Raw genomic sequence first — 13,817 nt, 5'->3', positions numbered from 1 at the left:
GGCGAAGCCCTTTCACCGCAACATTCGCCACGACTCGCCGGGACTCTCTCCTTTCGACATGAAACATGCCGCCGGCACGCTCCTCTTCATCGCACGATTTGCCGTCCTCGGGTTGGCCATGGCGTTTGTCGTGGGCCTGTTCTGGCCCGGCAGCGGCGAGCGCCTGCGCGCACGCTTCGGCCTGACCACGCCCCCGGCGACACAGGTCAGTCAAAACCATGTGGGCAGCGGACCGGTCTCCTATGCGGACGCGGTAGCCGCCGCCGCGCCCTCGGTGGTGAACATCTATGCCAACAAGATCGTCACCGAGCAGGCCGTGCGCATGTACGACAACCCGGTGCTGCAGCAGCTTTTCGGTGGCCAGCCCACCACCTATCAGCACCGCGAGCAGACGCTCGGCTCCGGCGTGATCGTCAGTGCGCAGGATCAGGGCTATGTGCTCACCAACAACCACGTGATCGCCCACGCCGCCGACATCCAGGTGCTGCTCTACGACGGTCGCATCGCCAAGGCCACCCTGGTCGGGGCGGACGAGGAATCCGATCTGGCGGTGTTGAAGATCGACGCCAGCAACCTGCCGGTGATCCAGATAGCCGACCAGCAGCTGCGCCCCGGCGATGTGGTGCTGGCGATCGGCAATCCGCTGGGGCTCAACCAGACCGTGACGATGGGTATCGTCAGCGCGATCGGTCGCCAGTTGAACAGCTCCAGCGCCGAGGACTTCATTCAGACCGACGCAGCCATCAACCTCGGCAACTCCGGTGGTGCGCTGGTCAATGCCGAGGGACAACTGGTCGGCATCAACACGCTGCTGATCGGCAAGGCTGTCGGCGCCGAAGGCATCGGCTTTGCCATTCCGGTGACCACGGCCAAAAAAGTACTGGATCAGATCATCGCCACCGGCCACGTGGTGCGCGGCTGGATCGGCGCCGACTATGCGTTCGTCCCGGTAGCCGCCGACAGCGGCCTGCCGGCGGCGGCGCGCGGTGCCCAGGTGACCACGGTCTATCCGGGCAGCCCTGCAGCCCAGGCCGGCATCCAACCCCGCGACATTCTGCTGCGCATCGGCACCGACGACATCCGCGATCCGGCCGACCTGCGTCGGCGCGAAGCCGCGCTCAAACCCGGCAGCAAGGTGCAAATCTCCGGCCTGCGCAACGGCAGCCCGTTCCACCTCGAGATCACCCTGGCGCAACGGCCATTGATGAACGCCAACGCGGCGCTGGACAACTGAGTCAGCCCGGCCCGCGCGACGCCAGCGGCGGATGGATCGCGGCACCATAGCGCTTGCGCAGGGTATCCACCCGCTCCACGTAAACCATGGTTTCGGCGTAGGGAGGTACGCCCTTGTAGCGCTGCACCGCGCCGGGGCCGGCGTTGTAGGCGGCGGCGGCCAGCCGTTCATTGCCATCGAAATTGTGCAACAACAGGCCCAGGTAACGCGCGCCGCCGCGAATGTTCTGATCGGAATTGAACGCATCCAGCACGCCCATGTCATTGGCCGTGCCCGGCATCAACTGCATCAGACCCTGCGCTCCCTTGAGCGATAAGGCGCGCGGATTGAACGCACTCTCGGCATGGATGATCGCGCGCAGGAACGCCTCGTCGACGCCGTACTCGATGCTGGCCGCGCGGATCGTGTCCGCATACGCGGTGAGGTTGAGCGACACGCTGCCCCAGCGGATGGTCGAGTGCAGGTTGCACGCGGCGCAGGTGGCGATGTAGCTGAAGAGCATGGTCACGGCGTGACCCTGTTGCCCGGCCGGCCGCAGGTTGGTGTACTCCACGCTGCCATCCTGGCGCACGATGCGGTAAACCGCGCCACGCAGCACGCGGTCGGCGGAAGCGACTGCCACCGGCGCAGCCAGCGGCACCGCATCAGGCGACTCGTGATAGTTCCACCGGCCTGGAGTGCCCGCGGTGGCAACAGCCCCCAGAGGATGTTTGGCACTAGTCTCGACCGAGCCCTCGATGGCGGCCAGCGACACCCTCTGCATCTGCGTCTGTCCGATCCGCTGCGCGCTGGTTTCCACCATGCCGCGCACGCCGATCAGTGAAGTCGGCTCGACACCACCTGCCGCGAGATTGTGCGCCGTGGTCACGACCGAGCCCGTCACTCCGGTCAGCGATACCGACGGTGGCGGCAGCGCCAGCCGGCGTGGGACCGGTGCTGCATAGGTGCTGATCGCCTTACAGCCGTGATACCCCGCCTTGCTGCTGCTGAACACGGCTTCGCCGCTGGAACCGGTGCATTGATACATCGTGCCTGCGTGGGCGGTTGGCCACCACAGCAGCGCACAGCCCAGCGCGACCCAGGACAGGATCGAGCGTAATGGGAAGCTCCCGGCAGGATCGACGCTTCCCCCATGACGTGCGACGTCGAACATGGTGGCAGTGTGCCGCCATGCGCCGCCCGCGCCAAGTGTGTGCGGGCCATTTCGTGAGCTACCAAACGCTAATGTAGGGCGGAGATTGCCCACCGGCTCTTCGATCCGCCGCCGTGGTGCTGGCAAAGGCAGGCGGGCAGTGCCTTCCCGTGAAAGGCCTCCCGGCCAGCGCAAGTGCTTGATCTGTCATGTCGAATTACTGGCGAGTACGCCGTCACGCGGGTAAACTGCGCGGTTCAGCGGATCGCACCTCCTGCTCCACGAACCACGGTATCCACGCCATGACCGGCAAACTCTTCATCAAGACCCACGGCTGCCAGATGAACGAGTACGACTCGGCCAAGATGGCCGACGTGCTGAAGGCGTCGCACGGCATGGAGCTGACCTTGGACGAATCCGAGGCGGACGTGATCCTGATCAACACCTGCTCGATCCGCGAAAAGGCGCAGGAGAAGGTGTTCAGTCAGCTCGGCCGCTGGAAGCAGCACAAGCAGGACGGCAGGCCGGTGCTGATCGGCGTGGGCGGCTGCGTGGCCTCGCAGGAAGGCGCGGCGATCGTCAAGCGCGCCCCCTACGTCGACCTGGTGTTCGGCCCGCAGACGCTGCACCGCCTGCCGGAGCTGATCGAGAAACAGCGCGCCAGCGGCCTGCCGCAGGTGGACATCAGCTTCCCCGAGATCGAGAAGTTCGACCGCCTGCCCGAGCCGCGCGCCGAAGGCCCCACCGCGTTTGTGTCGATCATGGAAGGCTGCTCCAAATACTGCAGCTACTGCGTGGTGCCGTACACCCGGGGCGAGGAGCTCAGCCGTCCGTTCGACGACGTGATCGTCGAAGTCGCCAAGCTCGCTGCCCAGGGCGTGCGTGAAGTGAACCTGCTCGGCCAGAACGTCAACGCCTATCGCGGCCCGACCCACGACGGCGGCATCGCGGATCTCGCCGTGCTGATCCACGCGATCGCGCAGATCGACGGCATCGGCCGCATCCGCTTCACCACCTCGCATCCGCTGGAGTTCTCCGACTCGCTGATCGAGGCCTACGCCAACGTGCCGCAGCTGGCCAACTACCTGCATCTGCCGGTGCAGGCTGGCTCCGACCGCATCCTCAGCGCGATGAAGCGCGGCTACACCGCGATCGAGTTCAAGCAGAAGATCCGCAAACTGCGCGCGGTGCGCCCGGACATCTGTGTGTCGTCCGACTTCATCGTCGGCTTCCCCGGCGAGACCGAGGCGGATTTCGAGAAGACCATGAAGCTGATCGACGACATCGGCTTCGACCAGAGCTTCTCCTTCATCTTCTCCTCGCGTCCCGGCACGCCGGCGGCGAACCTCGCCGACGACACCCCGGCGACGGAAAAACACGCGCGCCTGATGCGGCTGCAGGCGGCGATCAACGCCAACGCGAAAAAAATCAGCGAGGGGATGGTCGGCAGCGTGCAGCGCGTGCTGGTGGAAAAGCCCAGCACCCGCGACCCCAGCGAGCTGATGGGCCGTACCGAGAATATGCGCTACGTGAACTTCGCCGGGCACCCGCGCATGATCGGCCAGTTCGTCGACGTGCTGATCACCGACGCGATGGCCAATTCGCTGCGCGGGCGAGTGCAGCTGAGCGAAGAAGCCGCAGCCTGACTCCCGCACGCCGCGACCGTTCTGTCCGTGGCAGGGTACCTCCTCTGCTCGCAAGGAGAGCTGGGGAGGGGGCGCCCTGCACCGCTCAATCCAGCCGCTTGCGGAAACGCAGGATCGCCGCGGTCATCATCACCAGCGTGAACACCGCCAGCGCCAGCACCTCGCCCCACAGCTCCCACAGGCTGGCGCCGCGCAGCATCACGCCGCGGATCAGCCGCAGGAAATGGGTCAGCGGCAGGATCTCGGCAAACCACTGCGCGAACTTCGGCATGCCGGCAAACGGAAACATGAAGCCGGACAGCAGGATCGAGGGCAGGAACACGAAGAACGTCATCTGCATCGCCTGGAACTGCGACTGCGCCCGCGTCGAGATAAGCAGACCCAGCGCGAGGCTGGCCAGGATCAGCAGGCACGTCGCCAGATAGACGTCCAGCACGCTGCCGCGGATCGGCACGTGGAACAGCCAGATGCCCAGCGCCAGGATCACGCTGGCCTGCACCAGGCCGATCGCGATGTACGGCAGCACCTTGCCGATCATCAGTTCGGTGCTGGTCAGCGGCGTGGCGATCAGCAGCTCCATGTTGCCGCGCTCGCGCTCGCGCACCACCGCGATGCCGGTGAACAGCACCATCGTCATGGTGAGGATCACGCCGATCAGGCCCGGCACGATGTTGACCGTGGACAGCCGCTGCGGATTGTAGAAACTCACTACGCTGATCGGCGCCGGCGCCGGCGTGCTGGCGAGCGGTGCGCGCAGGCTCGGCCGGGCGCTGTCGATCGGCGTCTGCGCCAGCTGCGCCGCGGCGCTCTGTACCGCAGTGTCACTGCCGTCCACCAGGATCTGCGCCACTTCGCGACCGTCGATGCGGCGGCGTTCGAAATCAGGCGGGATCACCACGCCCACGCTGATCTGCCCGCGCCGGATCATTTCCATCAGCGCCGCGGGCGTGTTCGCCACCGCGACCGGCGCGATCACGCCGCTGGAAAGCATGTCCATCACCAGCGCGCGCGAACCGGCGGTACCGGCCTGGTCGGCGATGCCGGCGTTGAGCCCGCGCAAGGTGAAGTTGATCGCGTAGCCGAACAACACCAGCTGGATGATCGGGATGCCGATGATCATCGCCAGTGTCACGCGGTCGCGGCGAAGCTGGCGCAGCTCCTTGAGCACGATGGCCCACAGCCGGCGCCAGCTCATGCCGCGTGCTCCCGTTCGCGATCGCCCGCCCCCGTCACGCCGCCGCGCGTGGCAGCGACAAAGACATCCTCCAGGTTCGCTGCGGCCGGCGCCACGCCGGCGTGCTGTCCGGCGGCGGCAAGCGCCTCGTCCATGCGTTGGATCATGCCCTTATCGTCGCCAGCCAGCACGCGCAGGCTGGTGCCGACCTGGGCCACGCCGAGCACGCCGGGCACATCGACCAGCGTGCGCTGGGCGCGGCGCGGATCGGCGGTGTCGATGAGGAAGGTGCGTCCCGCCAGCGCGGCGGTGAGTTCGCCCGGGGTGCCGTCGGCCACCAGCCGGCCGCGATCGAGGATCGCCAGCCGATGGCAGCGCTCGGCCTCGTCCATCAGATGCGTGGAGACCAGCAGCGTGGTGCCGAGGTCGGCCAGTTCGAACAGCTTCTCCCAGAAGTCACGGCGCGATTCCGGATCCACCGCGCTGGTCGGCTCGTCCAGAAACAGCAGCTCCGGCTCGTGGATCACCGCGCCGGCCAGCGCAAGCCGCTGCTTCTGGCCGCCGCTCAAGGTGCCGGCCAGCTGCTTCTGCCGGTCGGCGAAATGGTATTGATCGACCAGCTCGTCGATGCGCCGTTTCGTGCGCGACTTCGGCACGCCCTGGATGGCCGCCAGAAACTCCAGGTTCTCGCGCACGGTAAGGTCTTCGAACAACGAGAACCGCTGCGTCATGTAGCCGATGTGCGGACGCAAGGCATCGGCCTGCGCGGGGATCTGCAGCCCCAGCACCTCGATCTGGCCGTCGCTGGGCGTGAGCAGGCCGCACAGCATGCGGATGGTGGTCGACTTGCCCGATCCGTTGGGGCCGAGAAAACCGTAGACGCGCCGGGCCGGCACGTCGAGGTCGACGTGATCCACCGCCACCAGTTCGCCGAAACGCCGGGTCAGGCCGCGTGCGCGAATCGCCAGGCGGTCGGCATCGCCTGCGATCGACGTGCTCACTTCGCAGCCCCAGCAAATTCGACGCGCACCGGCAGCCCCGCGGGCAACGCGTCAGCATCCGCACCGAGCGCGATCTCGGCGAGATAGCTCAAACGCGCCGCGTCCTCGCCGATCAGCGCGTAGTACGGCGTGAACGCGGGCTCACTGCGCAGCATGCGCACCTTGCCCGCATACGGCGTGGCGCGTCCGGCCACATAGACGTCCACTGCGTCGCCGACATGCACGCCGGCGCGCTGCTGCTCCGGCACGTAGATGCGTGCGTAAGGTGTGTCGCCGGCCAGCAGGATCGCCAGCGGCGAGCCGACCGGCGCCTGGTCGCCGAGCTTGTACGGGATGCTGTCGACCCAGCCGCCACGCGGCGCCACCACGCTCAGCTTGTCCAGCAACACCGTCTGCGCGCGCACCTGGGCGGCTGCAGCGGCCACCGCGGCCTGTGCCTGCGCGATCTGTTGTGGACGCGATCCGTGCACCAGCGCGGCCAGCGCCGCGCCGGCCGCAGCGGCCTGACCGTCGGCATTGCCGGCCGCGGCACGGGCGCGATCCAGATCCGCCGCGGCCACGTAGCTCTGACTCTTCAGCGGCAACAGGCGCGCGTAATAGGCCCGCGCTTCGCGCGCCTGCGCCTGCGCCGCTGCCAGATTCGCACGGGCCTGGTCGATGTTCTCAAAACGCGGCCCCGCCTCGAGCTCGGCCAGCACTTCGTGTTGCTGGCGCAGCTGCGCCTCGGCGGCGGCGAGCTCCGCCCGGGTATGGGCCGGGTCGAGCCGCAGCAGCAGCTGCCCTGCCTGCACCTGTTCGCCCTCGCGCACCTGCACCGCCACGATGCGTTCGGCCGCCGCCGCCGGCAGCGTGATGCGGTCGTGCTCGAGCGTGCCCAGCGCCTCGGGCGGCGTCTTCGTGCAGGCGCCCAGCAGCAGGCCGAGGCCGGCGACGAGCGGTGCCAGGCGATGGATCATGCCCGTGGTTTTCATGTGTGCCTCCCCGGATTCATGCCGGTTCCGTGCCGCGCCGGAGCAGCGCCAGCGTGTGTTTGAGCAGGGCGCCGGCATCCAGCTCGCCGCCGCCGAATACGCCGCGCCATACCGGCGCGCTGGCCAGCGGAAACATCGTCAGGCCGACCAGCGAAACCATCAGCAGTCGCGGGTCGAGATCGACGTTAAGGCGGCCCGCGGCCTGCGCCGCGGCAAAGCGCTGCGCCAGCATCTGCGGCAGCGACGGGGCACCCCGCAGCAGCATCGCCTCGCGCAGCACGCCGTCCTCACTCAGCACCTCGCGCACCCACAGCGACGGTAGCCACGGATGCCGGGTGACGATTTCGGTGATGCCGCGGGCAAAGCCTTCCATCAGCTCCAGCGGATCGTCGCCGACCTGCTCCAGCTGCGCGCGCAGGCCGCCCAGCGCGGGCAGCAGGCGTTCGTCGAGCAGCGCCTGGGTGAGCCGCGACTTGTCGCCGAAGTAGTAATGCAGCAGCGCCGGGGTGACCGCCGCCGCGCTGGCAATCGCGCGCAGCGAAGTGGCGGCGATGCCGTGCCGCGCAAACTGCGCGATCGCCGTATCCAGCAGCAGCTCGCGCAGGTCGGGCTGGTCGGCGCCGGGGCGGCCGGCGCGACGGCGGCGGGTGCGGCTGGGGGGTGGGGTTGCTCGGGCCATGCGCCTAAATTAATTGATTGGTTAATTAGTTTCAAGCACCACCCCCGTCGGCGCCCGCGCCCGCCTGCATGGATGAGTCACGTGCGATCCGCGCGTCACCGCTGGCGGTGGCCCTCGTGCCGCTTGCGCGCTACTCTCGCGCGTCTTATGAGTGAACTTATCCAACGCGACTTCGCGCTCGACCCCGAAGACAATGCCCGCCTCGCCAACCTGTGCGGGCCGTTCGACGAACACCTGCGGCAGATCGAATTGCGGCTGGGCATCGAGGTCAACCATCGCGGCAACATCTTCCAGGTGATCGGCGAGGAAGTGGCGGCGCGTGCCGCTGACAAGGTGCTGCGCGTGCTCTACGCCCTGACCGAGGACGAAGCCCTGACCGGCGCGAAGATCAACCTGCATCTGGCCGAGTCCGGCATCGACGCGATCGGCGCCGACGCCGCCGAAGGCACACAGGAGGTGGCGATCCGGGTCAAGCGCGGCGTGATCAAGGGTCGCGGCCCCAACCAGGCGCGCTACCTGCACGCGATCGCCAGCCACGACATCAGCTTCGGCGTGGGTCCGGCCGGCACCGGCAAGACCTATCTGGCGGTGGCCAGCGCAGTCGAGGCGCTGGAGGCGAACCGCGTGCAGCGCCTGCTGCTGGTACGCCCCGCGGTCGAGGCTGGCGAGAAACTCGGCTTCCTGCCCGGCGACCTGTCGCAGAAGGTCGATCCGTACCTGCGCCCGCTGTACGACGCGCTGTACGAGATGCTGGGCTTCGAGAAGGTGGCCAAGCTGATCGAGCGCAACGTGATCGAAATCGCGCCGTTGGCCTACATGCGCGGACGCACGCTCAACGATTCCTACGTGATTCTCGACGAGGCGCAGAACACCACCGTCGAGCAGATGAAGATGTTCCTCACCCGGATCGGCTTCGGCACGGTGGCGGTGATCACCGGCGACGTCACCCAGGTCGACCTGCCGCGCAACACCCGCTCGGGCCTGCGTCAGGCGATCGAGGTACTGCGTGGCGTCAACGGCATCAGCTTCACTTTCTTCACCTCGCGCGATGTGGTGCGTCACCCGCTGGTGGCGAAGATCGTGCGCGCCTACGAGGCGTTCGAACAGAAGGAAGAGGATAGCCAGTGAATCGGCGGATTTCTGCAACGGTGAAAACAGCTTCGGTCGCGAGCGTTCGTTCACAAGAGGCAAAATCATCGCGGCTGAAGTCGCTCCCCCCAGGCAGCGCCACGGTGCACGTCGGTTATGCGGTGCCGCGCGCCGGCCTCCCGGCGTCGGCCAGTTTCCGCCGCTGGGTCGAGGCGGCTCTGCATGGCGCCAGACGCCGCAAACCGGCGGAGCTGTCCATCCGAATCGTCGATGCCGATGAAGGTCGCGCGCTCAACCGCGACTATCGCGGCAAGGACTACGCCACCAATGTGCTGTCATTCCCCGCCGAATTGCCGCCCGGCGTGGCCCTGCCGCTGATCGGCGACCTGGCGATCTGCGCGCCGGTGGTGCTGCGCGAAGCCGCCGGGCAAACCAAGTCGCCGCGCGATCACTGGGCCCACCTGACCATCCACGGCGTGCTGCATTTGCTCGGCCATGACCACATCGAAGACGGCGAAGCCAACGTGATGGAGGCGCTGGAAACCCGCATTCTCGCTGGCCTGGGTATCGCCGACCCGTACACCTGAACCTGCCTGCGCCTGGCAAACCCTCGGAAGCGTCAAAATTTTTCCGCTAGAATCGGCCTTCCGCCCGTTTACGGGCTGCATTCAAACGAGTGATGAACGACGACCCTGGCAGTACCAGCGGCCCGGCACACCGCACCTGGTGGGACCGGCTGGGCCACATGTTTTCCGGCGAGCCACGCAACCGCAGCGAACTGATCGAGGAGTTGCGCTCCGCCCAGACCAACGGACTGCTGTCCGTCGACACCCTCACCATGGTCGAGGGTGCGATCAAGGTCACCGAACTGAGCGTGGACGACGTCATGGTCCCGCGCGCGCAGATCGTGATGCTGGCGGCCGAGTCGCCGCTGCCCGACATTCTCGCTGCCGTGGTCGAATCGGGTCACTCGCGCTTCCCCGTGCATGGCGACGACAAGGACGAGATCCTCGGCATCCTGCTGGCCAAGGATCTGCTCAAGTTCTTCGGCGCGGCAGAGCATTTCGACATCCGCGCCATCCTGCGCCCGGCCGTGCTGATTCCCGAATCGATGCGATTGAACGTGCTGCTGGAGGAGTTCCGGCTGTCGCGCAACCACATGGCGCTGGTGGTCAACGAATACGGCGGCGTCGCCGGCCTGATCACCATCGAGGACGTACTCGAGCAGATCGTCGGCGAGATCGACGACGAACACGACGACGAGGAAGAACCCAAGCTGATGCACCAGCAGCCTGGCGGTGACTGGCTGGTCAGCGCGCTGACGCCGATCGAGGATTTCAACGAATACATCGGTGCCGGCTTCTCCGACGAGGAATACGACACCGTCGGTGGCATGGTCACCTCGGAGTTCGGCCATCTGCCGGAGGTCGGCGAGGAAGTCCGCATCGGCGACTACCAGTTCCACGTCACCGAAGCCGATGATCGACGCGTGCAGCAGTTCCGCGTAGATCGCCAGAAAGACTGAGCCGCCCAGACGCAGCCCTGAAAGGCGCGATCCCGTGGGAGCGACTTCAGTCGCGACGCTCTGGTGTTCAATCAGCGACGCATCGCGACTGAAGTCGCTCCCACAGAGCACCACTACGACAAGGTTGGATTCATGCGATACATCGGCTCCGCGTTCTGCCTTGCCATGCTCTGGATGGCCTTCGCACTGCCTGCCCACGCCAGCATCGCCAACGCCCCCGGCGCCAATATCGAGGTATCGCTGATCACCTACGGTCCCGGCGAAACCTACTGGGAGCGCTTCGGTCACGATGCGATCGAACTGCGCGACAGCGGATCGGGCGAGGCGGTCAACTTCAACTACGGCGTGTTCGATTTCAACGAGGAGAACTTCTTCCTCAACTTCGCCCGCGGTCGCATGCATTACCTGATGGACGCGGCCCCCAGCGGCATCGACGAGCGCTTCTACATCGAGAGCGGCCGCTCGGTCACCCGCCAGACACTGGCGATGACTGCCGACCAGGCGGCCGCGCTGCGCGATTTCCTGCTGTGGAACCTGCGCCCCGAAAACGCCGGCTACAACTACGACTACTACGCCGACAACTGCACCACCCGCGTGCGCGACGCGCTGGACAAGGCACTGGGCGGCGTGATGAAAGCCCAGCTGACCGCACGCCCCGGCGGCATGACCTACCGCCAGCAGACGGTGCGCCTGATGAGCGCGCAGCCATGGCTGATGCTGATCATGGATCTGGGCCTGGGGCCGTATGCCGACCAGCCGCTCGACGCATGGCAGGAAAGCTTCCTGCCCGAAGTACTGCAGACCCAGTTGCGCGAGGTGCGTGTCGACAACGGTCATGGTGGCCTGCAGCCGCTGGTGCGCGGCGAACAGCTGACCTCGCCGAATCGGCTGGACGTGCCGCCGACCGCCGCGCCCGACCTGCGCCTGCCGCTGGCGCTGGCTGGCCTGGTGATTGGCGTGTTGATCGTATTGACGCGGCGCCGGTGGCCAATTGGCTATGCCCTGCTCGGCACCTTGTACCTGGTTTCGGCCACCATCGTCGGCCTGATCTTGCTGGCGCTGTGGACACTCACCACGCATCACTCGGCGTGGGCCAATGCCAATCTGCTGCTGTTCAACCCGCTGGCCTTGCTGCTGCTGCCGACGCTGTGGCGCTCGCGCCGCGGCTTCGCCGCCTCGCGTTTCATGGACGGCGTGATCGCACTGCAACTGCTCGCTATCGTGATCGCCGTGCTGTTGCACCTGCTGCCGGGCACCGTGCAACAGAACCAGCCGTGGCTGCTGCTTGCGCTGCCGTGCTGGCTGGCACTGGCCTGGAGCCTGCGTCGCAACCGCTGATATCCGGCGATGTGCAATTGCCCCGTCTTCCGGTGCGGGGCATGATGCGCGCATGAATCTGCTCACCCCGCCAGCGCCAATCGCACCATCAACCTCCGACCAGCCGATGGTGGTCAACTGCATCGCCTATCGACAGGACGGCAGCCGGATCGGTGACGTCACCCTCGACGCGATCAGCGATGTGCTGGCGCAACCGGGTACCTTCGTCTGGGTCGGCCTGCACGAGCCGGATGAACACCTGCTGCTGAAGCTGCAGGAAGAGTTCGGCCTGCACGACCTGGCGATCGAGGATGCCCACGCTGCGCATCAGCGCACCAAGATCGAGACGTACGGTGATTCGCTGTTCCTGGTGGTGCAGACCGCCCAGCTGATCAACGGCCACCTGGCCTTCGGCGAAACACATATCTTCTTCGGCCCGCGCTACATGGTCACCGTGCGCCACGGCGCTTCGCTGTCCTATGCACCGGCGCGGCGCACCTGCGAGCACACACCGGAACTGCTGGCCAACGGACCAAGCTATGGCCTGTACGGCGTACTCGACTTCATTGTCGACAACCTGCTGCCGATCGTGCGCGAATTCCGCGAGGAATTGCAGCAGCTGGAGCAGGACATCTTCGCCGAAACCTTCAAGCGCAGCACGGTGCATCGCCTGTATGACATGCAGCGCGACCTGATGACACTGCGCCTGGCAGTGGCACCACTGCAGGACATCATCAGCCAGCTGGTACGTTTGCATCCGCAGCTGATCCCCGACGAACTGCGCCCGTATTTCCGCGATGTCTACGACCACGTGTTCCGCGTCAACGAATCGATTGGCGCGATGCGCGAAATGCTGTCTGCCGCCATCAGCGTCAACCTCTCGCTGGTCAGCTTCGGCCAGAACGAGGTGATGAAGAAGCTCGCCGGCTGGGCCGCCATGCTCGCCGCGCCGACCCTGCTCACCAGCTGGTACGGCATGAACTTCCAGCACATGCCCGAACTCAGCAAGCCATGGGCCTATCCCGCGATGATCACCGTGATGGTTCTCGTCGTCGGCGGCATCTACCTGGGGCTGAAACGGGCGAAGTGGCTCTGAGCTGGCGGATCGCGGTGGCTGTTTCCGCGTCAAAACAACCAGACATCGCGACTGAAGTCGCTCCCACAAAATGACGTGCGCTGCTTGTGGGAGCGACTTCAGTCGCGATGCTCCTACACATGTGCCCGATAACAACTACAAGCCAGCAAACCGCTGACTGCATGACTGCCATGCTTCGGCCCTGCAAACTGGCCCCATGTCACGCCTCCCCACTCTGGGCTATCGACGGTTACGCACTGGCAGACGTTCCCTGTCGGGCCAGCTCTATCTCATCACTTGGACCACCTCGCAGCGCAAACCCCATTTCCTCGATCCGGAACTGGCACGGGCGACCGCTCGCACAATCTCCTCCGCGGAACTCTGGTTGCCCAGTCGTTGCCTGTGCTGGGTATTGATGCCGGACCATTGGCATGGCCTGATCGAACTTGGCGAAGGTGCAAACCTCTCGACCGTAGTTCAGCGCATCAAGGGCGTAACGGCTCGTCACGTGAATCAATCCTGTGCATTTGATGGACCACTCTGGGCCAAAGGTTTCCATGATCATGCGCTGCGCCGGGACGAGGCCATCGAGCAGACAACCCGCTATATCATTGCCAACCCTGTACGCGCAGGGTTGGTGGAAGACCTGATGGACTATCCGTATTGGGATGCGTACTTCATCAATGGCGCTACTGGTTTGCAACTGGATTGATCGCGACTGAAGTCGCTCCCACGATCGCAGAGAGTCCCTTATGGGCAGGATCCGCGTGGTTTTGTGGGAGCGGCTTCAGCCGCGATGGCCCAGCCTCAAGGCAGCAAGAGCATCGCGACTGAAGTCGCTCCCACGATCGCGGGGAGTCTCTTGTGGGCAGGATCCGCGTAGTTTTGTGGGAGCGGCTTCAGCCGCGATGGCCTAGCCTCAATGCAGCAAGAGCATCGTGACTGAAGTCGCTCCGACGACCACGGGGAGTCCC

Annotated in this window: 13 protein-coding genes; 8 read left to right on the top strand and 5 right to left on the bottom strand. The window is 66.0% G+C overall.

From position 1 onward, the window contains the following. Positions 1–58: 58 nt before the first annotated feature. Positions 59–1,234 carry a S1C family serine protease gene (locus tag EAH75_RS13775; RefSeq protein ID WP_140652381.1) on the top strand — a complete coding sequence of 392 codons (1,176 nt, stop codon included), beginning with the start codon at positions 59–61 and terminating at the stop codon, positions 1,232–1,234. Position 1,235: 1 nt separating this feature from the next. On the opposite strand, the gene EAH75_RS13770 is transcribed toward EAH75_RS13775, so the two are convergent. Then, positions 1,236–2,387: a lytic transglycosylase domain-containing protein gene (locus tag EAH75_RS13770; protein WP_140805839.1), complete on the bottom strand. Its 1,152-nt coding sequence runs from the start codon at positions 2,385–2,387 to the stop codon at positions 1,236–1,238. A 281-nt stretch (positions 2,388–2,668) separates the two neighbouring features. Between EAH75_RS13770 and miaB the strand changes: the two genes are divergently transcribed. Then, positions 2,669–4,012 (top strand): tRNA (N6-isopentenyl adenosine(37)-C2)-methylthiotransferase MiaB, encoded by a 1,344-nt coding sequence (gene miaB / locus EAH75_RS13765; protein WP_140805837.1) that lies wholly within the window; start codon positions 2,669–2,671, stop codon positions 4,010–4,012. 85 nt (positions 4,013–4,097) lie between these two features. Here the strand turns inward: miaB and EAH75_RS13760 are convergent, their stop codons facing one another. The 4 genes from EAH75_RS13760 to EAH75_RS13745 are packed head-to-tail and all read right to left on the bottom strand — an operon-like array spanning position 4,098 to position 7,837. Next, positions 4,098–5,207, bottom strand: a complete 1,110-nt coding sequence (locus EAH75_RS13760; protein ID WP_140652375.1) for an ABC transporter permease — start codon at positions 5,205–5,207, stop codon at positions 4,098–4,100. Continuing rightward, complete coding sequence (locus EAH75_RS13755) at positions 5,204–6,148, bottom strand: ABC transporter ATP-binding protein (protein WP_140805901.1); 945 nt, start codon at positions 6,146–6,148, stop codon at positions 5,204–5,206. Before EAH75_RS13755 ends, EAH75_RS13760 begins: the two co-directional genes overlap by 4 nt. A gap of 35 nt (positions 6,149–6,183) precedes the next feature. Continuing rightward, a complete protein-coding gene (locus EAH75_RS13750) occupies positions 6,184–7,158 on the bottom strand; it encodes an HlyD family secretion protein (RefSeq protein ID WP_140805835.1) in 975 nt (324 codons plus the stop codon). A gap of 16 nt (positions 7,159–7,174) precedes the next feature. Continuing rightward, positions 7,175–7,837 carry a TetR/AcrR family transcriptional regulator gene (locus EAH75_RS13745; protein WP_140805833.1) on the bottom strand — a complete coding sequence of 221 codons (663 nt, stop codon included), beginning with the start codon at positions 7,835–7,837 and terminating at the stop codon, positions 7,175–7,177. Positions 7,838–7,984: 147 nt separating this feature from the next. On the opposite strand from EAH75_RS13745, the gene EAH75_RS13740 reads away from it, so the two are divergent. The 6 genes from EAH75_RS13740 to EAH75_RS13715 all read left to right on the top strand — a co-directional run bounded on the left by EAH75_RS13740 (position 7,985) and on the right by EAH75_RS13715 (position 13,555). Continuing rightward, positions 7,985–8,965, top strand: coding sequence for a PhoH family protein (locus EAH75_RS13740; RefSeq protein ID WP_140652369.1), 981 nt, complete (start codon positions 7,985–7,987; stop codon positions 8,963–8,965). A gap of 104 nt (positions 8,966–9,069) precedes the next feature. Beyond that, a complete protein-coding gene (ybeY, locus tag EAH75_RS13735; protein ID WP_240046229.1) occupies positions 9,070–9,513 on the top strand; it encodes an rRNA maturation RNase YbeY in 444 nt (147 codons plus the stop codon). A 92-nt stretch (positions 9,514–9,605) separates the two neighbouring features. Beyond that, complete coding sequence (locus EAH75_RS13730) at positions 9,606–10,451, top strand: HlyC/CorC family transporter (protein ID WP_140652367.1); 846 nt, start codon at positions 9,606–9,608, stop codon at positions 10,449–10,451. 132 nt (positions 10,452–10,583) lie between these two features. After that, positions 10,584–11,789 carry a DUF4105 domain-containing protein gene (locus EAH75_RS13725; RefSeq protein WP_140805831.1) on the top strand — a complete coding sequence of 402 codons (1,206 nt, stop codon included), beginning with the start codon at positions 10,584–10,586 and terminating at the stop codon, positions 11,787–11,789. Between the two features lie 52 nt (positions 11,790–11,841). Next, positions 11,842–12,864, top strand: a complete 1,023-nt coding sequence (locus tag EAH75_RS13720; protein ID WP_140652363.1) for a magnesium and cobalt transport protein CorA — start codon at positions 11,842–11,844, stop codon at positions 12,862–12,864. Positions 12,865–13,060: 196 nt separating this feature from the next. Beyond that, positions 13,061–13,555 carry an REP-associated tyrosine transposase gene (locus tag EAH75_RS13715; protein WP_140652360.1) on the top strand — a complete coding sequence of 165 codons (495 nt, stop codon included), beginning with the start codon at positions 13,061–13,063 and terminating at the stop codon, positions 13,553–13,555. Positions 13,556–13,817: the final 262 nt, after the last annotated feature.

Origin of the sequence: Rhodanobacter glycinis (assembly GCF_006438785.1) — a bacterium.
Taxonomy (GTDB): Bacteria; Pseudomonadota; Gammaproteobacteria; order Xanthomonadales; family Rhodanobacteraceae; genus Rhodanobacter; species Rhodanobacter glycinis_A.
The sequence above is the reverse complement of the archived record's forward strand: the minus strand, read 5'-3'. Positions and strand labels throughout refer to the sequence as shown.

What these genes read in the sequence shown, in the direction of transcription:
- EAH75_RS13775 (WP_140652381.1), top strand. Translation starts at nt 59, where the DNA reads ATGAAACATGCCGCCGGCACGCTCCTCTTCATCGCACGATTTGCCGTC.
- EAH75_RS13730 (WP_140652367.1), top strand. Translation starts at nt 9,606, where the DNA reads ATGAACGACGACCCTGGCAGTACCAGCGGCCCGGCACACCGCACCTGG.
- EAH75_RS13750 (WP_140805835.1), bottom strand. Translation starts at nt 7,158, where the DNA reads ATGAAAACCACGGGCATGATCCATCGCCTGGCACCGCTCGTCGCCGGC.
- EAH75_RS13725 (WP_140805831.1), top strand. Translation starts at nt 10,584, where the DNA reads ATGCGATACATCGGCTCCGCGTTCTGCCTTGCCATGCTCTGGATGGCC.
- EAH75_RS13745 (WP_140805833.1), bottom strand. Translation starts at nt 7,837, where the DNA reads ATGGCCCGAGCAACCCCACCCCCCAGCCGCACCCGCCGCCGTCGCGCC.
- miaB (WP_140805837.1), top strand. Translation starts at nt 2,669, where the DNA reads ATGACCGGCAAACTCTTCATCAAGACCCACGGCTGCCAGATGAACGAG.
- EAH75_RS13720 (WP_140652363.1), top strand. Translation starts at nt 11,842, where the DNA reads ATGAATCTGCTCACCCCGCCAGCGCCAATCGCACCATCAACCTCCGAC.
- EAH75_RS13715 (WP_140652360.1), top strand. Translation starts at nt 13,061, where the DNA reads ATGTCACGCCTCCCCACTCTGGGCTATCGACGGTTACGCACTGGCAGA.
- EAH75_RS13770 (WP_140805839.1), bottom strand. Translation starts at nt 2,387, where the DNA reads ATGTTCGACGTCGCACGTCATGGGGGAAGCGTCGATCCTGCCGGGAGC.
- EAH75_RS13740 (WP_140652369.1), top strand. Translation starts at nt 7,985, where the DNA reads ATGAGTGAACTTATCCAACGCGACTTCGCGCTCGACCCCGAAGACAAT.
- EAH75_RS13760 (WP_140652375.1), bottom strand. Translation starts at nt 5,207, where the DNA reads ATGAGCTGGCGCCGGCTGTGGGCCATCGTGCTCAAGGAGCTGCGCCAG.